At 72.5% G+C, this 22,773-nt stretch carries 16 protein-coding genes and 1 pseudogene; 6 read left to right on the top strand and 11 right to left on the bottom strand.

The annotated features are described in order from the left end of the window. Positions 1 to 5: 5 nt before the first annotated feature. The 10 genes from ADK65_RS28170 to ADK65_RS28125 form a co-directional block, all read right to left on the bottom strand. Positions 6 to 1,847, bottom strand: coding sequence for a CocE/NonD family hydrolase (locus ADK65_RS28170; RefSeq protein WP_078956176.1), 1,842 nt, complete (start codon positions 1,845 to 1,847; stop codon positions 6 to 8). 72 nt (positions 1,848 to 1,919) lie between these two features. After that, on the bottom strand, positions 1,920 to 2,852 hold the full coding sequence (locus ADK65_RS28165) for a S66 peptidase family protein (protein ID WP_107092402.1): 933 nt from the start codon (positions 2,850 to 2,852) through the stop codon (positions 1,920 to 1,922). Further along, complete coding sequence (locus ADK65_RS28160; RefSeq protein ID WP_078956180.1) at positions 2,849 to 4,753, bottom strand: S9 family peptidase; 1,905 nt, start codon at positions 4,751 to 4,753, stop codon at positions 2,849 to 2,851. Before ADK65_RS28160 ends, ADK65_RS28165 begins: the two co-directional genes overlap by 4 nt. Positions 4,754 to 4,817: 64 nt before the next feature. Continuing rightward, positions 4,818 to 6,131 carry a M20/M25/M40 family metallo-hydrolase gene (locus ADK65_RS28155; RefSeq protein WP_053673797.1) on the bottom strand — a complete coding sequence of 438 codons (1,314 nt, stop codon included), beginning with the start codon at positions 6,129 to 6,131 and terminating at the stop codon, positions 4,818 to 4,820. Continuing rightward, positions 6,124 to 6,957, bottom strand: a complete 834-nt coding sequence (locus ADK65_RS28150) for a M55 family metallopeptidase (protein ID WP_053673796.1) — start codon at positions 6,955 to 6,957, stop codon at positions 6,124 to 6,126. The genes ADK65_RS28155 and ADK65_RS28150 overlap by 8 nt, the downstream gene beginning before the upstream one ends. A 74-nt stretch (positions 6,958 to 7,031) precedes the next feature. After that, the gene (locus ADK65_RS28145) at positions 7,032 to 8,123 is read right to left on the bottom strand and encodes an SGNH/GDSL hydrolase family protein (RefSeq protein ID WP_234352979.1); all 1,092 of its coding nucleotides are present in this window, start codon (positions 8,121 to 8,123) and stop codon (positions 7,032 to 7,034) included. Between the two features lie 122 nt (positions 8,124 to 8,245). Continuing rightward, positions 8,246 to 8,971 (bottom strand): class I SAM-dependent methyltransferase, encoded by a 726-nt coding sequence (locus tag ADK65_RS28140; RefSeq protein WP_053673794.1) that lies wholly within the window; start codon positions 8,969 to 8,971, stop codon positions 8,246 to 8,248. A 122-nt stretch (positions 8,972 to 9,093) separates the two neighbouring features. Continuing rightward, a complete protein-coding gene (locus tag ADK65_RS28135) occupies positions 9,094 to 11,514 on the bottom strand; it encodes a SpoIIE family protein phosphatase (protein ID WP_053673793.1) in 2,421 nt (806 codons plus the stop codon). A gap of 166 nt (positions 11,515 to 11,680) precedes the next feature. Further along, positions 11,681 to 14,065, bottom strand: coding sequence for an MFS transporter (locus ADK65_RS28130; RefSeq protein WP_053673792.1), 2,385 nt, complete (start codon positions 14,063 to 14,065; stop codon positions 11,681 to 11,683). A gap of 157 nt (positions 14,066 to 14,222) precedes the next feature. Next, on the bottom strand, positions 14,223 to 14,666 hold the full coding sequence (locus ADK65_RS28125; RefSeq protein WP_053673791.1) for an SRPBCC family protein: 444 nt from the start codon (positions 14,664 to 14,666) through the stop codon (positions 14,223 to 14,225). A 169-nt stretch (positions 14,667 to 14,835) separates the two neighbouring features. On the opposite strand from ADK65_RS28125, the gene ADK65_RS28120 reads away from it, so the two are divergent. From ADK65_RS28120 to ADK65_RS28110, 3 genes are all read left to right on the top strand, one after another. Next, on the top strand, positions 14,836 to 15,873 hold the full coding sequence (locus tag ADK65_RS28120) for an Rv2578c family radical SAM protein (protein ID WP_053673790.1): 1,038 nt from the start codon (positions 14,836 to 14,838) through the stop codon (positions 15,871 to 15,873). 134 nt (positions 15,874 to 16,007) lie between these two features. Next, a complete protein-coding gene (locus ADK65_RS28115) occupies positions 16,008 to 17,597 on the top strand; it encodes an alpha/beta hydrolase (protein WP_053673789.1) in 1,590 nt (529 codons plus the stop codon). A 141-nt stretch (positions 17,598 to 17,738) separates the two neighbouring features. Next, positions 17,739 to 18,263 carry a GNAT family N-acetyltransferase gene (locus tag ADK65_RS28110; protein ID WP_053673788.1) on the top strand — a complete coding sequence of 175 codons (525 nt, stop codon included), beginning with the start codon at positions 17,739 to 17,741 and terminating at the stop codon, positions 18,261 to 18,263. Positions 18,264 to 18,265: 2 nt separating this feature from the next. Here the strand turns inward: ADK65_RS28110 and ADK65_RS28105 are convergent, their stop codons facing one another. Then, positions 18,266 to 18,841 carry an adenylosuccinate lyase gene (locus ADK65_RS28105; protein ID WP_053673787.1) on the bottom strand — a complete coding sequence of 192 codons (576 nt, stop codon included), beginning with the start codon at positions 18,839 to 18,841 and terminating at the stop codon, positions 18,266 to 18,268. 395 nt (positions 18,842 to 19,236) lie between these two features. On the opposite strand from ADK65_RS28105, the gene ADK65_RS28100 reads away from it, so the two are divergent. The 3 genes and pseudogenes from ADK65_RS28100 to ADK65_RS28090 all read left to right on the top strand — a co-directional run. Continuing rightward, positions 19,237 to 21,042 (top strand): 3-hydroxyacyl-CoA dehydrogenase family protein, encoded by a 1,806-nt coding sequence (locus ADK65_RS28100; RefSeq protein WP_053673786.1) that lies wholly within the window; start codon positions 19,237 to 19,239, stop codon positions 21,040 to 21,042. 160 nt (positions 21,043 to 21,202) lie between these two features. Beyond that, positions 21,203 to 22,012, top strand: coding sequence for a TetR family transcriptional regulator (locus ADK65_RS28095; protein ID WP_053673841.1), 810 nt, complete (start codon positions 21,203 to 21,205; stop codon positions 22,010 to 22,012). A 380-nt stretch (positions 22,013 to 22,392) separates the two neighbouring features. Continuing rightward, positions 22,393 to 22,773: pseudogene (locus tag ADK65_RS28090) on the top strand (crotonyl-CoA carboxylase/reductase); the annotation flags it as partial.

Below are 22,773 nucleotides of genomic sequence, written 5' to 3'. Positions count from 1 at the left end.
GAGCGTCAGGAGCCGGCGACCGGAAGCCGCAGCACCCCGGTGCCGCGCGGCCCGCTGACCACGGTCACCGGCTTGACGCCCCGGTTGCCGAAGTACGCGTCGTCGCTCGCGGCGATCACGAACCGCAGCCGGTGCCCTCTGTCGTACCGGTGCACGATGCCGGGCAGGGTGACGGTGAAGCTCCGGGTGACGTCCGGGACGCGCACGGGTGAGACCAGACGGCGCACCAGGGTCTGGGTGCCGTCGGGGGCGACGTCGTAGAGCTTGGCGAACAGGACGAGCTTGTCGGCCGCGTCGGAGCTGTTCTGGGTGCGCTCGGCCTTCGGGGAGACGACCTCGAGGGTGGCCCGGGGTGCGCCGACGACGTCGAGGGGGCGTTCCAGCGGCGCGCTCGTCCAGCCGAGGTAGGTGCCTTCGGCGTCGCTCGGCGGTGCGTCCGGCAACCCGATGATCGCGGCGATCGAGCTGTCCGAATGGCTGGTGGGGATCAGCCGGTTGGTGTAGCCGCGGCTGCCACCGGCCACCTTGCCGCGCTCGTCGACGAGCTTGCCGTCGCCGGAGAGGTACAGCGTGCTGCTGAGGGGCGGGAGGTGCTCGGCCGTGGCGTAGGCGCGGTCCGGGTCGGTGATCCAGTCGCGGCGGTAGGCGAACGCCGGCCCCGTGTCGGCGTCGGGGCGGTTGCGCAGGTGCCGCTCGAACCAGGCGAGGACGCGCCGGCCGACGTAGCTGGTCTCCAGGTTGCCCTTGGTCAGGTCGAGCTCTCCGGCGTCCGGGCCGCTGCGACCGCTGCTGTGCCCCCAGGACTGCCAGATCATCTTGACGGGTGTGCCCCGGGCCTTCAGCGTCCGGTACGTCGCCGTCGCCTCGTTGAGGTTGAACAGGGTGTCGGCCTGCCCCTGGACCAGCAGGGTCGGCGTGTCGACGCGGTCGAGGTAGGACACGGGGGAGACGCGGCGCGCGTAGGCGAGCAGCTCGGCGGTCCGGCCGGCCGGGTAGCGCCCGGTGTTGAGTGTGTGGACGGTCCGGCAGGCCTCGGTGACGAAGTGCAGGCAGGCCAGGGAGTTGATGCGGGAGGGATCGAGAGCGGGCTGGAGCAGCGGCTGGCCCTCGCCGATGAGGTAGAAGCCGTTCGTCCACTGCCACTTGAAGGCCCCGGGCACGTCCCGGCCGCCGACGGCGTTGTTGGGGGCGAGTGCGTACGCCAGGTCGTTCCAGGTGATCATCGGGACGAGCGCGTCGAGGCGGTGGTCGACGGCGGCCGTCGCGAGCTGGAGGGCGCCGCCGTAGGAGCCGCCGATCATGCCGACGCGTGGGTCGCCGGGTGCGTCACGGGTGACGAAGTCGGCGGTGGTGCCGTCGTCGGCGGCGCGGGTGCCGCCCAGGAAGTCGACCAGGCGCGAGGCGGCGGCGCCGTCGATGTCCGGGTCGTCGAGGGAGATGAGGCACCCGCTGCGGCCGAAGCCGAGCCCGGAGTAGACGAGCGAGACGTAGCCGCGCCGGGCGAATGCCTTGCCGACGGCGTCCGTCGAGCCGTCCGTCTTGCTGCCGCCGAAGCCGTTCGTGCCGAGCACGGCGGGCGCCGGGTGGTCGCGGTCCACGCCGGCGGGACGGTACAGGTCGGCGTCGATTGTGCAGGCGCGGCCGCCCGCCCGCACGGTGAAGTTCAGCGGCGTGACGGTGTAGGCGTCGGCCGCGGCCGACGGCGGGGTGAGGGCGAGGGGCACGGCCAGGGCGGCGCCCAGAGCGAGAGCGAGGGGTGCGCGGGTTCTGGGCACGCGTCGGAACACTCGGACCTCCACGGTGAGGGCAACCCGGATACCGACCAGTAGGTACCGGCCGAGTGTCATGGTGTGACACGTGTCAGGAGCCGTCAATCACCGAAACGAGGGTTCTTGACGGTATTTCAGGAGCGCTTGCCCTCAGCTGCAGGCCGGTTCCTGAAGCGTCAACGTGCCCGACGTGGCGTCCAGTTCGGCCCTCACCCCGAGGGGCATGGTCAGCGCGCCCACGCCGTGCCCGAACCCGAACTCCTCCAGGACCGGGACACCCAGACCGCCGAGCCGGTCGGCGAGGACCGCGCGCAGTTCCCCGTACGGTCCGCATCCCGCCCAGGAACCGAGGACGATGCCGGCGACGCCGTCGAGCCAGCCGGTGCGCAGGAGTTGGGTCAGGTAGCGGTCCAGGCGGTACGGGCTCTCGCCGACGTCCTCCATCAGCAGCAGCCCGCCCCGTGCCCCGGGGTGGGCGTGGGGGGTGCCGAGGTCGCTCGCGAGCAGACTGAGGCAGCCGCCGAGCGTGACGCCCCGGGCGCGGCCCGGTACGAGTGCGGTGCCGCCCGGGGGGACGGCCGTGATGACCTGCACGGCCTCCGGCTCGAAGAGGGTGGCCCGCAGATGATCCTGGGCCCGGGCGCTCTTGAGGAAGTCGACGCCGGCGGCAGCGGGCCCGTACAGGGTGGCCAGGCCCAGACGGGTGGCGAACGCCTGGTGCAGGACGGTGATGTCACTGAACCCGGCGAACACCTTCGGGCCCGCCGCCCGCATCGCCTCCCAGTCGAGCAGGTCGACCATGCGCTGCGCCCCGTATCCGCCGCGGGCACACAGCACGGCCGCCACGGACGGATCGCACCACGCGTCCTGGAGGTCGGCGGCACGCTGCTCGTCCGTGCCGGCCAGGTAGCCCAGCGCTGCGTGCCGGGCGAGCGCGTGGGGTGCCACCACGGGGTCGAGGTCCCAGGCGCGCAGGATGTCGAGTCCGGCCTGGAGCCGCTCCTCGGGCACGGGCCCGCTCGGCGCGACGACGGCGACGCGGGCGCCGGGGGCGAGCCGGGGCGGTCGTACCAGGGGGTTCACTCGGCGAGCTCCAGGGTCGGGACTCCGGGCGGGTCCAGGCGGAACACCTGGGCGTAGAGGGAGAGTTCGGCCTCCAGTGCGCGCACCATGGTCTCCGCCCTGCGGAATCCGTGCCCCTCCCCCGCGAAGGTGAGGTAGGCGTGCGGCACCCTCCGGCCCGTCAGCCGGGCCAGGAACCGCTCGCACTGCACGGGCGGGCAGATCACGTCGTCCAGACCCTGGAGCAGCAGGAACGGCACGGTGAGACGGTCGGCGTGGGCGGCGGGCGAGCGCTCCGCGTACCGGGCGGGGACGTCGGCGAGCGGCCCGATCAGGCTCTCCAGGTACCGCGACTCGAAATCGTGGGTCTCCCCCGTCCCCCAGCCGGCCAGATCCAGGATGGGGTACTTGATGGTGCCGCAGGCGTAGACGCCGGTGGTGGTGAGCGAGGCGGCCGCGGTCCAGCCGCCCGCGCTGCCGCCCCGCACGGCGAGCCGGGCCCGGTCGGCGGTGCCCTCGCCGGCGAGGGCCAGGGCGACCGCGGCGCAGTCCTCGACGTCCACCACGCCCCACTGCTCGCGCAGCCGCTCCCGGTAGGGGCGGCCGTATCCGGTGGAGCCGCCGTAGTTCACCTCGGCGACGCCGATGCCGCGCGAGGTGAAGTAGGCGATCTCCAGGTCGAGCACGAGCGGCGCCCGGCCGGTGGGCCCGCCGTGCGCCCAGACGACGTAGGGCGGCAGTTCGTCACCGGGCGCGACGCAGCCGGGGTGGTGCGGCGGGTAGATGTGCGCGTGGATGTCGCGCCCGTCCGGGCCGGTGAAGGTGCGGATCTGCGGCTCGGGGTAGTACGCGGGATCGACGGCGTCGTCGTGCTCGGCTCCGACGACCCGGGCCCGGCCGGTGCGGGCGTCCAGCTCGACGACCTCGTAGGCGCTGCGCGGGCTGGCGCCGACGGCGACGACCCGTTCGCCGTGGGCGGCGAGGGTGGGGGCGAACTCGGTCCAGGGTCCGGCGGCGTCGACGACCTCGCCGGTCTCGGGGTCCAGTACGCCGAGGGCGGTGGCGCCCCGGCCGTGCACGACGGCGATCAGACCGCTCTCCATCGGGGTGAACCATCTCGAACCCAGCTTCCACAGCGCACCGCCGAACTCCTCCTCGCGCGGGCACAGCGGCTGCCCGTCGAGGTAGAGGTTCCACCAGCCGGTGCGGTCGCTCGCGTGCAGCAGGCGGCCGTCGCGGGTCCAGTCGGCCTGGGCGATCGACTCACCGGGCCCGCCGGCCACGGCCCGGGCGCCGCTGAGGGTGCCGTCGGGTGCGACATCGGCGAGGAGCAGTTCGGTGCCGTCCCACGGCATGCGCGGATGGTCCCAGGCGAGCCAGGCGGCACGGAGCCCGTCGGGCGAGAGCTTCGGCCCGGTCACGAACCGGTGCCGGCCGTCGGTGAGTTCGCGTACGGCGCCCCGGTCCTCGGCGGCGGATCCGTCCAGCGGGACGGCGGCCAGGACGCGGCGCACGTCGCTGGGCCCGTCGCCGGTGAACTCCTCCAGCACGCACCACACCTCACCCCGTTCGGGCAGCGGCAGCGGCTCGGCCCAGCGCAGTCCCCCGCCCACCGGGGACACAGGGGTGAGGGGGCGGGGTTCACCGCCCGGCGCGCAGCGGTACAGCCGCTGGTCCGCGAAGTTCACGAACACCACCAGCGGCCCGGCGTCACCCTCGAGCGCGGCCCAGGGGTGGCCGCCGTACTCGATGACCCGGCTGCGCACGTTCCAGGGCGCGGGCAGCAGCGACTCCTCGCGGCCGTCGGCGTGCCGCCGCACCAGGGTGCGCCGGCCGCCCTCGGCGGGGCGCGGCTCGGTCCACCACACCTCGTCGCCGACGAAGCCCACGTACTCCGGGTGCCCGTCGTGCGCGGCGGTCATGGCCGCGTCGATGGGCGAGGGCCACGCCCCGTAGGCCAGCGTCCGCACCGTCTCCCCCGCTCTCCTAGGCCGTCCGCAGGAACCGGTCGAGTACGCGGACACCGAAGTGCAGCGCCTCGACCGGTACCCGCTCGTCGACCCCGTGGAACATCGCCGCGTAGTCGTAGCCGTCCGGCAGCTTCAGCGGGGTGAAGCCGTAGCCGGTGATACCGAGGCGGGAGAACTGCTTGGCGTCGGTGCCGCCGGACATGCAGAACGGCACGACGTGGCCCTCGGGCGCGAACTCCTCGACGGCGGCGCGCATGCCCGCGTACGTCGCCGAGTCCACCGGTGCTTCGAGGGCGACCTCGCGGTGGTGGAACTCCCAGTCCACGTCCGGCCCGGTGAGCCGGTCGAGGGTGGTGCGGAACTCCTCCTCGCCTCCGGGCAGGTACCGGCCGTCCACGTGGGCCACGGCCTCGCCGGGGATGACGTTGACCTTGTAACCGGCGTCCAGCATGGTCGGGTTGGCGCTGTTGCGCAGGGTCGGCTCGACGAGCGCGGCGGCCGGTCCGAGCTTCTCCAGCAGCGCGTCCACATCGGTGAGGTCGGTCTCGATGCCGTAGAGCGCGGCGAGTTCGGTGAGGGCGGCTCGTACCGTCGGGGTCAGCCTGAGCGGCCACTCGTGCGCGCCGATCCGGGCGATCGCGCCCGCGAGGCGCGTCACGGCGTTGTCCCGGTTGACCTTGGAGCCGTGCCCGGCGCGCCCGCGGGCGGTGAGCTTCAGCCAGGCCGTGCCGCGTTCCCCGGCCGCGATCGGGTAGATCTGCCGTCCGTTTCCGTCGTGGAAGGTGAAGGCGCCCGACTCGCTGATGCCCTCGGTACAGCCCTCGAACAGCGCGGGGTGCTCGTCGGCGAGGAATCCGGAGCCGTCCTCGGCGCTGGCCTCCTCGTCGGCCGTGAAAGCGACGACGACGTCCCGGCGGGGCCGGAAACCCTGCCGTGCCCAGCCGCGCACGACGGCAAGGATCATCGCGTCCATGTTCTTCATGTCGACGGCGCCGCGTCCCCAGACGACCCCGTCGCGGATCTCCCCGGAGAAGGGGTGCACGCTCCAGTCGGCGGCCGCCGCGGGCACGACGTCCAGATGGCCGTGGAGCAGCAGGGCACCGGCCGAGGGGTCGGTGCCCTCGATGCGGGCGACGACGTTGGTCCGCCCCTCGGTGCGCTCCAGCAGGGTCGGTTCGATCCCGGCGTCGGCGAGCCGGGCGGCGGCGTACTCGGCGGCGGGCCGCTCCCGGCAGTCGCCCCCGCCCCGGTTGGTGGTGTCGATCCGGATGAGGTCGGACGTGTACGTCACGACCTCGTCCAGCGCCTGCTCGTCCACCTGCTCAGCCATACTGCTCCTCCACCGCGGCCGAGACGATCGTGGTGACCGCCTTGAAGGCGCGGATGCCCTCGTACATGGTCCCGCTCGTGTACGCCACCTTGCGCTCCCCGATCCGTTCCACACCCGGGACGACGGTGGCGGCCATCGCCAGGTGCTCGGCGTCGAACTCCACGGCCACGGTGAACGGGCCGCCCCGCACGGGTTCGTGACGCACCGCCAGCGTGGCGGCCTCCTTGGCGGCGGCCCGGATGTCCGCCGCCGTCCTCGCGGGCGTCCGGCACACCGCCGCGTACCGCGACACGTGGTCCTTGACCGCGACCTTCAGCGCCTCGGGCGCGTACCCGAGCGCGTCCTCGCAGGCGACGTCGTCCCCCGTGACCAGCACGACCGGCACGCCGTACTCCGCGACGACATGGGCGTTGAGCAGCCCCTCGCTCGCCCGAGCGTCGTTCAGCCACACGCCCGTGATGGAGTTGGCGAGGTAGGTGTGCGCGAGGACGCCCTCCATGCCGGCGCCCGCGTGGTAGCCGACGAACGCGATGCCGTCGACGTCGCCGTGCTGCACGCCCTCCACCATGGACAGGGTCTTGTGCCGGCCGGTGAGCAGCTGCGCCCGGTCGTCGAGCTGCTCCAGCAGCAGGTTGCGCATCGACCAGTGCGCCTCGTTGATGATCACCTCGTCGGCGCCGCCGTCGTGGAATCCCAGAACGGCGGCGTTGACGTCGGAGGTGAACAGGGAGCGGCAGCGCTCCCACTGGGAGGCACCCGGCACCACGTCGTCGGGCCAGGTGACGCCGGTGGCGCCTTCCATGTCGGCGCTGATGAGGATTCTCATGACGAGCCGTCCGGGGCGGAGATGTTCATGGTTCGTCACGTTACGCGCTACGGGCGGAGCGGGCTACGAACCGGTCACCAGCGGATCGGCAGGTGGGCGAGGAACGCGGTGAGGCGATCGGCCAGGAGCCGGTGGTCGCGGGCCGAGTAGTGCCAGTGGCAGCCGGCGTAGTCCAGGCCGGTGGTGTCGAGCGGCCAGGAGTGGACCCGGCGGTCGCCCGCGCCGTTGCGTTCCCGGACGACGTGTTCGACATGGCCGGCGAAGGGACCCGTACCCACGGCCAGGATGGTGGTGGCGGCCCCGTAGCGCTGCCGCAGTTTCGCGAGGAAGCCGCTGTAGGCACTGCGGTAGGCGGCGGCGAGGCTCGCCTCGGTCCACGGCTCGCCCGGGTTGACCGGAGTGGAGAAGTCGTTCGTGCCGAGGTGGACCACGACGAGCTGTGGCCGCCAGGTGCCGGGGTTCTGCCAGACGTCGCCGGGCGTGTTCAGCAGCGCACGGTCGTAGAAGCTGCGGTAGTTCACCTCCGGGGAGCCGCCGTTGTAGTTGCGCACCATTCCCTGGCCCGAGTAGGCGTTGATCTGGTAGTCGGCACCCAGTCCCCGGGCGGTGAGGGCGCCGTAGCTCACGTCTGTGTCGGTGGTGCGCCTGAGCTGCTCGCCGTCGCAGTCGCGGGAGGTGGAGAGGTTGCCGTAGCCGACGGTGAGGGAGTCGCCGATGAACTCGATCTGGCGGCTGCGTGCGGCCGGCCGGGCCAGGACGGCGCCGCCGGGTGCGGCGACGAAGCCGCCGAAGGAGCTGGTGCTCCACGGGGTGTCGTTGCGCTTGACGAGCCGGACGGTGTGCACGCCGTCGCGCAGGCCCCTGACCCAGTGGGTGGTCCTCCCCGGCGTGACGAGGGTCGCGACGGTGGCCCCGTCGACCTGGACGTCGTAGTCGGCGGCTGCGTCGTCGAGCACGACGCCCACGCCGGTGCCCCGGATCCGGCCCTCGAAGTAGACGCCGGGCCAGCTGTACTGGAGCAGGTCCCCGGCGGCTTTGACGCGTCCGGCGGTGTGCACGCTGTCGCGTACTCCGCGATGGTCCGGTGCGGCGACGGTCGTGACGGCACTCGCGCCGATCAATACCGTCGACACCGCTGAGGCGGCGAGCATCCGTAACCAGGGCATCGGCATGACTGTCCTCCGTGGGGACGAGGCAGGTGTACGGACCCGGGCAGGGTGACCGTACACCGACAAATCCGTCACCCGTAAGACCGCATCGCCGCGCCCGGCTCTCCCGACCCCCTGTCTCAGGCCGTACGCCCCGCCACCAGCCAGGTGGACGGCAGCTCGATGCGCGTGCCGTCGGGGCGGTACTCCGTGGTCGTCAAGGGCAGTCGGCCACTGGCCAGCACGGTCAGACCGGCTGAGCGCAGATACTCGGGCACGGCCTCGTCCGACACCTCTGCGGGCGCGATGCCGTGCCGGAACACCGGCGCGAGCTTGGGCGGCGGACCGTCGGGACCGCCCGCCAGGCCCGCCAGCACCGGCTTGGCGGCGCCGGACAGCTCCACCAGACAGGCGCGGCCGCGCTCGCCGACCAGCGTGGCGATCCCGTCGGCCAGGGACTGCCGGTCGTCGGGCTCGCACTGGTGCAGGACGCCCCGCAGGTAGACGTTGGTGTCGCCGAGCTCCGCGTGCAGCGCCTGCGTCTCCTCCTTCGCGGCGGCGTCCAGCTGCCGGTAGGCCGCCTGCCCCGCCGGGTCGGCCCGCCGGGCGTGGTCGAGGGCCGCGGCGGACAGGTCGACGCCCAGGACGTGCGGGAAGCGGTCGGCGAGGTAACGGGTCTGCGTACCGTTGCCGCAGCCGAGGTCCACCAGCGGCAGCGCGGGATCGGCCAGGTACGGTTCGAACAGCGCGAGGTGCGGGCCCACCGTCAGGACCGGTTCGGCGTCCCAGAACACCGCCCCGGGCTCGGCGGACGCCTCGCTCCAGAACTCCTCCCAGGCTTCCCGGTACCTACGCGTCACGCTCATGGCCCACTCCCCGGGGTGCGAACGGATCCCGCCACGCGACGGGCGAGTACGGTGTACCGCGCCCGGGCCGCGGCCACAAGAACACGGGCGCCCGGCGTCGCTTCGCGTTCGGCCGGAGGTGTTCAGCGGCGCGGCAGCGTCAGCTCGAACCAGACCGTCTTGCCGGCCTCGGTCCGGCTGGTCCCCCACTCACGGGACAGCGTGCTGACGACGCGCAGGCCGCGTCCTGCCTCGTCGAGCGGGCCCGCGTGCAGCAGCGTCGGCAGCTCGTGGTCGTCGTCGTCCACCTCGCACAACAGGGTGTCTCCGCGCACCAGCCGCAGTGCGACAGGGCGGGCACGGGAGTGCCGTACGGCGTTGGTCACGAGTTCGCCGGCCATCAGCTCGGCCGGTGCGGCCAGCTGCGCCAGACCCCAGTCGTGCAGTTGCTCGCGCACCGCCGCGCGGGCCCGGCCCACCTCGGCCGGGTCCAGCGCGAGCCGCCATTCCGCCACGTCGTCCGGCGCGATACCGGCCAGACGGGCCATCAGCAGGGCGACGTCGTCCTTGCGGCCACCCCTCGTGTTGAGCGCCCGGATGATGGTGTCGCAGGCGTCGTCCATGGACGCGGCCGGGTGCGCCGCCGACTCGCAGAGCGTCGCGAGACCCACGCCGATGTCCTCGCCTCGCACCTCGACCAGCCCGTCGGTGCACATCACCAGCCGGTCGCCGGGCTCGACGCGCACGCGTACCGCCTCGAAGGGCACTCCCCCGACGCCGATGGGCGCGCCGGTGGGCAGGTCCAGCAGTTCGCTGCGGCCGTCCGCGGCCCGGACCAGAACGGGCGGGATGTGCCCGGCGTTGGCGAGGTGCAGTTCGCCCGCGATGGGGTCGTAGACGGCGTAGAGGCAGGTCGCCAGGTAGCTGTCGCCGAGGCGCTGGGCGAGGTCGTCGAGGTTGCGCAGCAACTGCGCGGGCGGCAGGTCGAGCGCGGCCATGGTCTGCACGGCCGTCCGCAACTGGCCCATCATCGCCGCCGAGTTCAGGCCGTGGCCCATGACGTCGCCGACGACGAGCGCCGTGCGGCCGCCGTGCAGTTTGACCGCGTCGAACCAGTCGCCGCCGACCCGTCCGAGCAGCGTGCCCGGCAGGTAGCGGGTGGCGATGTCGCAGCCGGCCATGCGGGGCGGGATGTGCGGCAGCATGCTGTCCTGGAGCGTCTCGGCGACGTTCTCCTGGAAGGTGTACATGCGGGCGTTGTCCAGCACCAGGCCCGCGCGGGCGGCGAGTTCCGCTCCGGTGACGCGGTCCATGTCGTTGAAGACGGGCCGCTCGGGGTGCCGCAGCAGGATCATGAAGCCGAGCACGACGTTACGCGCCTTGAGGGGCACGACCAGCATCGAGCGGCCGGTGATGAGGGGCCGGATGTCGCGCTTGTCGAACTGCGCGGCGATGGCGTGCCCCATCTCCTCGCTGATGCGCGGCACGAGAACGGGTTCACCGCTGGTCATGCACTGGAAGAACGGCGTGTGCTCCGGGAACGGCATGGCCTCGCCGACGGGGACGACATCGTCCCAGCGGCCCGGTTCGTCGGTGTGCTCCAGGGCGACCCGGTGCCACATCGTGGTCGTGTCGGGCACACCGTCCTCGAACCCCTCGCCGGCGACGACCTGTTCGCGCAGATACGTCCCGGCGACGTCGGTGAAGCGGGGTACCACGGCCCGGCTGACCTCGACGATGGTGCGGGACAGGTCGAGAGAGGTGCCGATGCGTCCGCTGACCTCGTTGAGGAATTCCAGGCGTTCACGGACGGCGGCGTACTCGAGGTCCTCGCCCTCGTCCCGCAGCTCCGGCGGCAGCGGTTCACCGGCCGCCAGGGCCAGCGCGGCCCGTTCCCGGCGCGCCCGGCGCTCGGCGCGCCGGGCCACACCCCAGTCGGGCGTGACGGGCACCCGTTCGTTCTGGCTGAACTCCAGGATCGGGTAACCGAGTTCTAGGACCTGCGCGACGATCCGGGCGCTCTCCCCGACGCTCATACTGGGCAGGATCTCGGGGAGCCGGCGGGCGAGCTCCTGGGCCCCGGGAAAGTCGGTGTGCAGGGCGAAGCCGGGTGCGATCCGCCGGCACCTCCCGTCGTCCGCGCCCAGACCGTCCGTGCCGGCGACCAGGACGAGCAGCCGCTCGGGCCCGGGCCCGACCAGTGGGTAGGCCCACCACAGGACGTCGACCCGGGCGTCCCCGGCGGCGGTGAGCCGGGCGCGGCCCGCCGCCGGGTAGGAGAGCCCGCTGTCGAGGGACGACGCGAGACCGGGGCCGGGGCCGTCGTCGGCGGCGTGTCCGAGGGAGTCCTGCTGTTCGGGCAGGGCGCCGGAGACGGGGAGCAGGTCGAGCGCGGTGCGTCCGATCGCCTCTTCCCTGGGGACGCCGAACAGGCGCCGCGCGCCGCGGCTCCAGTGGGAGACGAGGCCGTCGCGGTCGACCACGACGACGGCCAGGGGCACGCGGCCGGGCTCGGCGGGTTCCCTCCCCGCGTCCTGCTCAGCCCTGTCGATGCCACGGTCCATGGCCAGGCCCTCTCTCCCCACGGACGCAAGATCTGTGCCGGCGTCACCACCGTACGGCGACCGCCGCCGGCCATGTGAGGCAATGCGGGAATTGCCCGCGCGGGGCTCGCACCGGCGTACGACCCCCGCGCGCCGGTGCCGTTCCTTCCCCGGACCCGGCACACGGTCAGTCCTCGTGGCTCAGCTGGAGGTCACGCTCGCTGCGGTCTCCTCCGGCGACCTGGAGCACGGTGGCGACGGGCGGGTAGCCGGCCGCGATGACCGTGTACTCGCCGGAGGACAGGTCGACGAAGCGGAACGTGCCGTCGGCGCCGGTGGTGAGGGTGTCGACGACGTTGCCCGCCACGTCGAGCAGCGTCACCCGCGCGTCCTCCACGGGCCGGCCGCCGCTCGCCCGGACGGTTCCGCGCAGCACGGCGCCGCCGGCCAGTTCGATGTCGCGGCGGGTCTCGCGGGCGGCCTGGACGGTGACGGGGAGCGCGGCCGGGCGGAAGGCGGGGGCGCCGGCGGCGAGGGTGTACTCGCCTGCGACGAGCTCGGTGATGACGTAGCCGCCCTCCCGGCCGCTGCGGGTGGTGGCCACGACCTCGCCGTGGGCGTTGGTGAGGGTGACGGTGGCGTCCCGCACGGGCGCGCCGTCGGCGGTGACCACGGTGCCGATCAGGCTGCCGGCGCCGCCGAGGACGATGTCGAGCTCGACGGGACGCTCGCCGACGCTCACGGTGACCGCCTGCGGCTGGTGGCCGCCGGCCGCGGCGATGAGCACGTACGACCCCGGGCCCGGGGTGGCCAGCGCGTAGCGCCCGTCCTCGCCGCTCGCGCCGCGCCCGGTCTGCTGCCCGGTGACGTCGATGAGCGTGAGCGCCGCGCGGGGCACGACGGTTCCGTCGTGGTGCTGTACCGAGCCGCACACGGGCACACCGGCGGCGTACGCGGCGCGGGCCTGCGGTACCGGGACGGTCCCCGGCGCCGGATCGGTGACGGAGGTGTGGTGGGACACCAGGGGTTTCTCCTTGAGGAAGAGGGCGATGACCAGTCCGAGGACGAGCACCGGCACCAGGTAGAGGAAGATCCGCGGCATGGCGTCGGCGTACGCCCGGATGTAGTCGTCGCGCAGGGCCGGGGGCAGTGCGTGCACGAGCTGCGGGGTGAGCGACTCGGGGTCCGGCAGTGCGGTGCCCCCGCCCGCGGGGAGGCGCTCGGCGAGGGCGTCGGCGAGCCGGCCGGCGAAGAGGGTGCCGAAGACGGCGGCCCCGACGCTGCCGCCGATCTGCCGGAAGTAGTTGTTGGCGCTCGTGGCGGTGCCGAGGTCGGCGGGGCGCACGGAGTTCTGCACGGCGAGGATCAGTACCGGCATCACCATGCCGAAGCCGGCCCCGAGGACGGCCATCCAGATGCTGTAGTGCAGCCGGGGCGTGCCGGTCTCCAGCCGCGACATCAGTACCGTGCCGGCGACGGAGAGGGCCGCGCCGAGGATCGGATAGGCCTTGTAGCGGCCGGTGTGGCTGATGAGCCGGCCGACGACGATGGAGGCGCCGACGATGCCGGCCATCATCGGCAGCATGAGCAGTCCCGACTCGGTGGCGGAGGCGCCCTCGACCATCTGCAGGTACGTCGGCAGGTAGCCGGCGGCGCCGAACAGGCCGACCCCGGTCACCAGACCGACCAGACCGGTGACATTGAAGACGGAGTCCCTGAACAGCCGCAGCGGGATGAGAGGTTCGACGGCGAAGTGCTCGGTGACGAGGAAGAGGACGGCGGACACCGCCGCACCCGCCGCGAGCCCGAGGATGATCCGCGAGCCCCAGGCGTACTCGGTACCGCCCCAGCCGGTCAGCAGGACCAGGCAGGTGGAGGCGGCGGTCAGCAGCAGTGCGCCGACGACGTCGAAACGGGCCCTCGCGGCCGGCTTGGGGAGCTTCAGCGCGACGGCGACGACGGCGAGGGTGACCAGGCCGGCGGGAACGTTGACGTAGAAGCACCAGCGCCAGGAGAGGTGGTCCGTGAAGTAGCCGCCGAGCAGCGGTCCGGCCACGGAGGCGAGACCGAAGACGGCGCCGATCAGGCCCAGGTAGCTGCCGCGCCGCCGGGGCGGCACGATGTCCGCGATGATCGCCTGCACACCGGTCATGAGGCCGCCCGCGCCGACGCCCTGCAGGGCGCGGAAGGCGATCAGCTGGTCCATCGTCTGCGCCCGGCCCGCGAGCGCGGAGCCGGCGACGAAGACGACGATCGCGAACTGGAACACGCCCTTGCGGCCCAGGAGATCACCGAGCTTGCCGTAGACCGGCAGGCCGACGGTGGCGGTGAGCAGGTAGGCGGTGATCGCCCAGGACATCCGGTCCATGCCGTGCAGCTCGCCGACGATCTCCGGGAGCGCGGTGGCGACGATCATCTGCTCCAGGGCGGCCAGGAGCAGGGCGAGCATCAGCGCGAAGAAGATCAGCCGCACCCGCCGCGGGCTGGGTCCGCCGTCCTGATCCGGCGGCGGTACGGGGGTGTCGGGAGGTGCCACCGCCGGTTCGTCCTGCGCCAGAGTGATCCCGCCCACTCACCGCTCCCCTCGTCGCGCTGCCGCGCAATTCCCGCGTAAAAGCGACAACTACGAGCAAGCGCGACGAGTTACGGCACAGGAGCGGACCGCACGGAGATCACCCGAACCGGTGAGGGGCGGGCAACACCCCTCGGATGTCCGCCTTTTGGGAGGACTACTTCTCGACCTCGGCGGCGAGCCTGGCGAGCATCGCGTCGTAGATCCGGCCGAGGCCCTTGGGCGCGAAGGTCTTCTCGAAGAAGCCGCCGATGCCGCCGGCGCCGGTCCAGGTCGTGGTCACGACGGCCCGGGACTTGCCCTCCCCGGCCGGGGTGACCCGCCAGGTGGTGACCATGGAGGAGTTGCGGTCCTTCTCGACCAGCTCGCCGTCGGTGGGTTCGGTGACCTCCAGGAGGCAGTCGCGCACCCGCTTGCTGGTGGCCTGGAGCTTCCAGTGGACGAGGGTGCCCTCGCCGTCACCGCCCTCGCGCACCTCGTACTCGCTGAACTGCTCGGGCAGCAGCTTCGCGCGGGTGCCGCTGTAGTCGGCGAGGGCGTCGAACACCGTCTCCGCGTCCGCCGCGACGATCCGCTCCGTAGTGGCCTCGACCTGCGCCATCGCTTTCCTCCAGGACCTGGTTGCTCGAGGGTCGGGGCAAGCCAATCACCCCGCCGCCCGGCCCCCCAAATCGGGGTCGCCGAACCGGTCGGACGCGTTCGGAAAACACCCTCGCACGATCAAGGGAACATGTGTTCTATTCTGTGGTCAGTGCTACCGAGGAGGCGTCATGCGCTGGGAGAACCTCACCGTGGACTCCGAACACAGCCGGGCCGATGCCGGGCTGTTCGGCGCGGACGCGGTGGTCACGCGTACCTTCGACACGCCGGAGTTCCGCGGGATCACCTTCCACGAGATCCGGGCCCGCTCGATCATCAACAGGGTGCCGGCGGTCTCACGGATGTCGTTCCAGTGGACGGTCAATCCCTATCGCGGCTGCTCACACGCGTGCGTGTACTGCTTCGCACGCAAGACGCACAGCTACCTCGACCTCGACACGGGCCTCGGCTTCGACAGCCAGATCGTGGTCAAGGTCAACGCTCCGCAGCTGCTGCGCCGGCAGCTCGGTTCGCGCCGGTGGCAGGGCGAGCACATCGCGATGGGCACCAACGTCGACTGCTACCAGCGCGCCGAGGGCCGCTACCGCCTGATGCCGGGCATCATCGCGGCCCTGCGCGACCACGCGAACCCCTTCTCCATCCTGACCAAGGGCACCCTCATCCTGCGCGACCTGGAGCTGATCGAACAGGCGGCACAGGTGACCGACGTCGGCATCTCCGTCTCCGTCGGCTTCACCGACCAGGAGCTGTGGCGCACCGTGGAGCCGGGCACACCGGCGCCCGAGCGGCGCCTGGAGGTCGTGCGCGCCTTCGGCGAACACGGCATCGGCTGCGGAGTGCTGATGGCACCGGTGATCCCGTTCCTGAGCGACAGCCCCGCACAACTGCGCGCCACGGTACGGGCGATCGCGGCCTCCGGTGCCACCTCCGTGACACCGCTGGTGCTGCATCTGCGGCCCGGCGCCCGCGAGTGGTTCATGACCTGGCTGGAGCAGCATCACCCGCACCTGGTGGCCCGTTACGAGCGGATGTACGCGGAGGGCTCCTACGCCCCGAAGTGGTACCAGCGGCGGATCACGCGCCAGGTGCACGAACTCGCCGAGGAGTACGGCATCGGTCCCACGCGCGCGGAGATACCGCGCCGGACCCGGCCGCCCGGACCGGCCGAGCCCCCCTCGTCCGAGCCGACCCAACTGTCGCTCCTTTAGGAGCGTTCGAGCGCATCCCGCGACCCATTCGGGTCAAGTCTGGACGGAACACGTTCCGCCGGCGTCGTATGCCGGGACGAATCGGCGAGGACTGTGAGCCGCGGTCCGACGCCCCCTTGTCCTGGAAGGCCGCCATGAGAACACGCGCAGCCGTGCTGTGCGGCGCCGCCGCCGTCGCGCTGGCCGGGAGCCTCACGGCCGTGCCCGCCGAGGCGAGCGCACCGCCCTCCGCAAGCACCTCCCGCCCGGCGAAACCCAGCTGGAGGAAGTGCGGCACCACAGCGTATCCGTCGCTCCAGTGCGCGTCCCTCAAGGTGCCGCTCGACCACGCGCACCCGGACGGCCGGCAGGTCACCCTCGCGCTGTCCCGCGTCCCGCACACCGCCGAGAGGTTCCAGGGCCCGCTTCTGGTCAACCCCGGCGGCCCCGGCGGCGACGGCCTCGCCCTCGCCGGTTTCGTCGCGGCCACGCTGCCCAAGGAGGTCGCGGCCCAGTACGACGTCATCGGCTTCGACCCGCGTGGAGTGGGTGCCAGCAGACCGGCGCTGAACTGCGAGCCCGGCTACTTCGGCCCCGTGCGCCCGGACTCCGTGCCGAGCACACCCGAGGCCGAGCGGGCCAATCTCGCACGCGCCAAATCGTTCGCGGCCGCCTGCACCCGGAAACACGGGCACCTGCTGCCGTACATCGACACGATCAGCGCCGCACACGACATCGAGGCGATCCGGCAGGCCCTGGGCGCACAGAAGATCAACTACTTCGGCTACTCGTACGGCACCTACCTGGGCGCGGTCTACGCCGGTCTGTACCCGCAGCGGGTGAGGCGCCTGGCCCTGGACTCGGTCGCCGACCCCACCGACGTGTGGTACACCGCCAACCTCAACCAGGACCACGCCTTCAACGACCGTCACCGCGCCTTCCTGGCCTGGGTCGCCAGGCACGACGCGCGGTACCGGCTCGGCACCGACCCGGAACGGGTCGAAGCCACCTGGTACGCCATGCGGGCGACTCTGGCCCGGAAGCCCGCGGGCGGCCGGGTGGGCGCCGCGGAGCTCGAGGACACCTACCTCCCGGGAGCCTACTTCAACGGGTACTGGCCCCCTCTGGCCGAGGCGTTCGCGGCGTACGTGAACCGCAAGAACGCCGAACCGCTGGTCGAGGCCTACAAGGACTTCGGCGCGATCGACGCCGCCGACGACAACAGCTACAGCGTCTACGCGGCGGTGCAGTGCCGGGACGCCTTCTGGCCGCGTGACTGGCACCAGTGGCGCAAGGACAACTGGGGGGCGTACGAGAAGGCGCCGTTCATGACCTGGAACAACGCCTGGTACAACGCGCCGTGCGCGTTCTGGCCGACGGAGTCGCTGCGCCCGGTGAACGTGGCGAACGGCAAGCTGCCACCGGTGCTGCTGTTCCAGGCGACCGCCGACGCGGCCACGCCGTACGAGGGCGGTGTCACCATGCACCGCCTGCTGGCCGGTTCCAGCCTGGTGGTCGAGCAGGGCGGCGGCAACCACGGCATCACGCTGAGCGGCAACGCCTGCCTGGACAAGCACCTGGCGGCCTACCTGACCGACGGCACGGTGCCGCGTGGTCTCGGCGAGGCGGACGCGGTGTGCGACGCGCTGCCCGAACCGAAGCCCCCCACGACGACGTCGGACAGGGCGGCGTCGGCCTCCTCCGACGGCGCGGTGCTGCACGCCCTGCTCGGCTTCCGCCACTGAGCCGCTGCCGCACCGTCGGGGGCGGGCGGTCGCCGTCGGAGCCATGGTCCACCATGGGCGCATGAGTGAGCTGACGAGCATTTCCGCCCCGGGCCGCTGCGCTGCAGCCGCCCGCTTCCGCTTCACGTCCCCGGTCGCGTCATGAGCGTGCGGATACGGGAGATGACGCTCGCCGACTGCGACCGCGTCGCGGAGATCCGCATCGGCGGCTGGCGCAGCGCCTACCGGGGCCTGATCCCCCAGTCGTACCTGGACGGGCTCAGCGTCGAGGAGGACGCCGAGCGCCGTCGTGCGCACCTCTCGCACAGTGACGGCAGCGTGCTGAACCTGGTCGCCGAGGACCCCGGCGGCGAACTCGTCGGCTGGGCCTGCCACGGGCCGTACCGAGAGGGCGAGGCCCTCACGGAGGACGCCGAGTTGTACGCCATCTACGTCCACCCGGATCAGGTGGGCCGGGGGGCCGGGCGGGCGCTGCTCGCCGAGTCCGTCGCGCGCTGCTCCGCCGCGGGCCACGGCCGTCTCCTGCTGTGGGTGCTCAGGGACAACGACCGGGCCCGCCGGTTCTACGAGCGGGCGGGTTTCAGCGCGGACGGCGCCGAGGAGCCCTTCGAGGTGGACGGGGTCACCGTTCCCGAGGTGCGGTACGCCAGGCCCCTGGACCGCTGACGTCACCTCTGCCTCGGGATCCGCCCGAGCGCCCGCACCGCCGCCTCGGCCAGTGCCGGATGCGCGAGGGCCTCGTTCAACACGGGTGCGGCCCGGACGTCACCCAGCGCACCGAGCCCGTCCACACAGGCGAGGGCCACCCGCCGGTACGGGTCGTGCGGGCGCAGCCGCCGTTCGAGCGTCGTGATCAGCGCGGGCACCGCCTCGGGGGCGCGCAGCTCGACCAGGAGCCGCACCGGGTGCAGGGCGTAGGCGACGCGCAGTTCGTTGGTGGCGAGGGCTGCGGCGGCGCGGGCGGTGCGCGGGTCGCCGAGCCGGGCGAGGGCGTGGGCGGCGGAGGCACAGCGCGGGGGGTCGCGGTGGTTGAGCAACAGCACCAGGGCCTCGAAGGCCCGCCGGTCCCGCGCGAGCCCCAGCCGGAACGCCGCCAGCTCCCTCGCCCACAGGTGCTGCCCGGGCTCGGTGAGCGTCGCCGCCAGGGCGTCGAGGTCGTCGGTCGCCACGAGCCGCTCGAACGCCGGCGGTGCCCCCGACTCCTTCCGTAAGCGCTCCGTGAGTGATCGCAACTCTTCGTCCATGCCTCAGAGGTTAGGGGCGTCGCGAGCCGGGCGGGACGTACATCACAAACCCGGGGGCTGGCGCGCTCGTTACCCGCCGGTTAAGCTCAGACGAGCGAGTTACCCACTCGCATTTCCTCGCGGCGGTCTGGTGACGCGGCTGTCGCGGGAGCAGTCGGTTCGGTGCCTCAGGTACCGCAGTACGGCTCGGCCCCGGGACAGGGCCGGTCGGAATCACCGTTCATCCCGGGCGTGTGCACGCCCGTGGAGGCGGCACCGGGCGTGTGCGCTTCGCAGCCCGGCCAGCACCCGCACTCATCACGCACCCGGTGCGCCCGTGGTCCGGCTCCCGCCGGGCCCCCTTCGGCGCACCCGGAGCGCGTTCCCCGTCGTCACCCTCATCCTGGAGTCCCGCGATGGCCTCTCCCCTTTCCGACCCGTCCCAGTCCACGCTGCAGACCGTCGCCGTCGTCGGCCTCGGCACGATGGGCACCGGCATCGCCGAGGTCCTCGCCAAGGCCGGCCGCACGGTCGTCGGCATCGACATCAGCGAGGCCCAGGCCGCGAAGTGCGTGGCCGCGCTGGAGGCCTCCACCGCGCGCGGCGTCGAGCGCGGCCGGCTGACCGAGCAGGAGCGCGCCGAGATCCTCGGCCGTGTCCGCACCTCCGGTGACCTGCGCACCGCGGCCGACGCCGACCTGGTCATCGAGGTGGCCCCGGAATCGTACGAGATCAAGCAGCAGATCTTCCGGGAGCTGGACGGGATCGTGCGCCCCGAGACGATCCTGGCGACCGGCACCAACGCCCTGTCCGTGACCCGGCTGGCCGCCGACTCCTCCCGCCCCGAGCGGGTGCTGGGTCTGCACTTCTTCAACCCCGCCCCGGCCATGAAGCTGGTGGAGGTCGTCTCCTCGGTCCTGACCGCGCCGGCCGCCGTCACGGCGGTCACCGACCTCGCGCTCGACCTGGGCAAGGAGCCCGTCGCGGTCGGCGACCGCCCCGGTTTCGTCGCGGACGGCCTGCTGTTCGGCTACCTCAACCAGGCGGCCGCGATGTACGAGGCGAAGTACGCCTCCCGCGAGGACATCGACGCCGCGATGCGGCTGGGCTGCGGACTACCGATGGGCCCGCTGGCGCTGCTCGACCTGATCGGCGTCGACACCGCGCGCACGGTCCTGGAGGCCATGTACGCCGCCTCCCGCGACCGTCTGCACGCGCCGGCCCCGATCCTCAAGCAGCTCAGCGAGGCGGGTCTGACCGGCCGCAAGGCGGGGCGTGGCTTCTACACCTACGAGGCGCCGGGCAGCGCGACCGTCGTGCGGGACGCGCTGACCCCGCTGGAGGGCGGCGACCTGGTCCCCGGGCGGGAGATCCGCTCGGTGGGTGTCGCGGGCTCGGGCACCATGGCCTCCGGTATCGCCGAGGTCTTCGCCAAGGCCGGGTACGAGGTGGTCCTCGCCGCCCGCAGCGCGGAGAAGGCGCAGACCGCGAAGGCCCGGATCGGCAAGTCCCTGTCCCGCTCGGTCGACAAGGGCCGGATGACCGCCGAGGCGGCCGCCGGGGCCCTGGACCGCATCACGGCCACCGGCACCTACGAGGACTTCGCCGGCGTCGACCTGGCCGTGGAGGCGGTCGCCGAGGACCTGGAGGTCAAGCGGCAGCTGTTCGCGGCCCTGGACAAGGTCTGCAAGCCGGGCGCGATCCTGGCCACCACGACCTCCTCGCTGCCGGTCGTCGCCTGCGCCCGGGCCACCTCGCGCCCGCAGGACGTGATCGGCATGCACTTCTTCAACCCGGCGCCGGCCATGAAGCTGGTCGAGGTCGTGCGCACGGTGCTGACCGCCGACGACGTCCACGCCACGGTCCGCGAGGTCTGCGGCCGGATCAGGAAGCACCCGGTGGACTGCGGTGACCGCGCCGGTTTCATCGTGAACGCGCTGCTCTTCCCGTACCTCAACAACGCGATCAAGATGGTGGAGGAGCACTACGCCTCGCTCGACGACATCGACGCGGCGATGAAGCTCGGCGGCGGTTACCCGATGGGTCCGTTCGAGCTGCTGGACGTCGTCGGACTGGACGTCTCGCTCGCCATCGAGAAGGTCCTGCACCGCGAGTTCCGCGACCCGGGGCTCGCTCCGGCGCCGCTGCTGGAGCACCTGGTGGCCGCGGGCTGCCTCGGCCGCAAGACCGGCCGTGGCTTCCGCGAATATGCCAAGCGCTGAGCGTCCCGGCGACTGGTTCCGGTCCGGCGCGGAGTGGGGTGGCCTGCTCGGCCCGGACCGGTTCCACCCGGCCGGGCGGGCCGCCCCCGGCCCGTCCCCGGACACCGGGGAAGAACCGGGCCACGCGCGGCGAGCTGCGCACATGCAGTACGTTCAGGGCATGCCCCAGCCCGCCAAGTCCTCACGTACCCCGGCCACGGCCGACGCGCCGGAGAGTGCCGCCGGCTCCCGCGCCGCCGCCCAGCGGCTCAAGATGCGCCGGGAACTGGCGGCCGCCGCGATGGAGCTGTTCGCGACCAAGGGGTACGAGGCGACCACCGTCGACGAAATCGCGGCCCAGGCCGGCGTCGCCCGCCGCACCTTCTTCCGCCACTTCCGCTCCAAGGAAGAGGCGATCTTCCCCGATCACGACGACACCCTGATCCGGGCCGAGGCGGTGCTCAACGCGGCGCCCGCGCACGAGCATCCGCTCGACACGGTGTGCCGTGGCATCAAGGAGGTCATGCGGATGTACGCGGCGCGGCCGGAGATCTCGGTCGCCCGCTACAAGCTGACGCGCGAGGTGCCCACCCTGCGCGAGGCGGAGATCGCGTCGGTGGCCCGCTACGAGCGCCTGTTCACCCGCTACCTCCTCGGCCACTTCGACGAGCGGGCGCACGCCGACGACGCCAACGACGACCCGCTGCTGGCGGAGGTCGCCGCGTCCGCGGTCGTCACGGCCCACAACCACGTGCTGCGCCGCTGGCTGCGCGCGGGCGGCCAGGGCGACGTGGAGGCGCAGCTGGACCACGCGTTCGCGATCGTGCGCAAGACGTTCGGCACGGGCATCGGGGCCGGGCGTTCCACGGAACCGCAGCCGGCCGTGGCCACCGCCTCGGCGCAGGGTGAGGTGCTGGTGACGGTCGCCCGCACCGACGCCCCGCTGGACGAGGTCATGCGGACCATCGAGCAGGCACTCAAGGAGCGCTGAGCCCCCTTCAGCCATGTGATGACGGCCACCCTTCGGGGTGGCCGTTTTGGCATGTCAGAGGCCGTTTTGCAGGCCCTTGCCGAGCCTGTTCGATCGATCATCGCTCATTTGTTACGTAAAGATTTCATCTGAGGCCAAGTTCTGGCACTCAGTGCCTTGCGGGGTGACACGCGGTGTCATACGTTGAAGGAGTCCGGACGACGTCCCAGCGAGCTCACCCGCTCGTCCGCCCGGCGCCTGCGTCACAGGCAACCTCCCGCGCCACCCAGCGCTGCCGATCAGCACCACCGCCGAACCGACGGCACACCCTCAACCCTCAGCAGCACCGACGAACCCATCGGCGCCCCTCCCTCAGGGCGCTCACCGCCGGAGGCAACACCGTGACCGTTAAGGACATCCTGGCCGCGATCCAGTCGCCCGACTCCACGTCGGAGGACTTCGCCGCCCTCCCGCTCCCCGAGTCGTACCGCGCGATCACCGTGCACAAGGACGAGACGGAGATGTTCGCGGGCCTCGAGACCCGCGACAAGGACCCCCGCAAGTCGATCCACCTGGACGAGGTGCCGCTGCCCGAGCTCGGCCCGGGCGAGGCCCTGGTGGCCGTCATGGCCTCGTCGGTGAACTACAACTCGGTGTGGACCTCGATCTTCGAGCCGCTGTCCACCTTCGGCTTCCTGGAGCGCTACGGCCGCACCAGCGACCTGGCCAAGCGCCATGACCTGCCGTACCACATCATCGGCTCCGACCTCGCGGGAGTGGTG

The organism is Streptomyces sp. NRRL B-1140 (genome assembly GCF_001280065.1).
Taxonomy (GTDB): domain Bacteria; phylum Actinomycetota; class Actinomycetes; order Streptomycetales; family Streptomycetaceae; genus Streptomyces.
Note: the sequence above shows the minus strand (reverse complement) of the source record. Positions and strands in the feature narration are given on the sequence as shown.

Coding starts and splice junctions, on each gene's coding strand:
- ADK65_RS28155 (WP_053673797.1), bottom strand. CDS start 6,131: ATGGCTGAGCAGGTGGACGAGCAGGCGCTGGACGAGGTCGTGACGTAC.
- ADK65_RS28160 (WP_078956180.1), bottom strand. CDS start 4,753: ATGACCGCCGCGCACGACGGGCACCCGGAGTACGTGGGCTTCGTCGGC.
- ADK65_RS28100 (WP_053673786.1), top strand. CDS start 19,237: ATGGCCTCTCCCCTTTCCGACCCGTCCCAGTCCACGCTGCAGACCGTC.
- ADK65_RS28095 (WP_053673841.1), top strand. CDS start 21,203: ATGCCCCAGCCCGCCAAGTCCTCACGTACCCCGGCCACGGCCGACGCG.
- ADK65_RS28140 (WP_053673794.1), bottom strand. CDS start 8,971: ATGAGCGTGACGCGTAGGTACCGGGAAGCCTGGGAGGAGTTCTGGAGC.
- ADK65_RS28120 (WP_053673790.1), top strand. CDS start 14,836: ATGCGCTGGGAGAACCTCACCGTGGACTCCGAACACAGCCGGGCCGAT.
- ADK65_RS28110 (WP_053673788.1), top strand. CDS start 17,739: ATGAGCGTGCGGATACGGGAGATGACGCTCGCCGACTGCGACCGCGTC.
- ADK65_RS28145 (WP_234352979.1), bottom strand. CDS start 8,123: ATGCCCTGGTTACGGATGCTCGCCGCCTCAGCGGTGTCGACGGTATTG.
- ADK65_RS28150 (WP_053673796.1), bottom strand. CDS start 6,957: ATGAGAATCCTCATCAGCGCCGACATGGAAGGCGCCACCGGCGTCACC.
- ADK65_RS28115 (WP_053673789.1), top strand. CDS start 16,008: ATGAGAACACGCGCAGCCGTGCTGTGCGGCGCCGCCGCCGTCGCGCTG.
- ADK65_RS28170 (WP_078956176.1), bottom strand. CDS start 1,847: ATGACACTCGGCCGGTACCTACTGGTCGGTATCCGGGTTGCCCTCACC.
- ADK65_RS28105 (WP_053673787.1), bottom strand. CDS start 18,841: ATGGACGAAGAGTTGCGATCACTCACGGAGCGCTTACGGAAGGAGTCG.
- ADK65_RS28125 (WP_053673791.1), bottom strand. CDS start 14,666: ATGGCGCAGGTCGAGGCCACTACGGAGCGGATCGTCGCGGCGGACGCG.
- ADK65_RS28135 (WP_053673793.1), bottom strand. CDS start 11,514: ATGGACCGTGGCATCGACAGGGCTGAGCAGGACGCGGGGAGGGAACCC.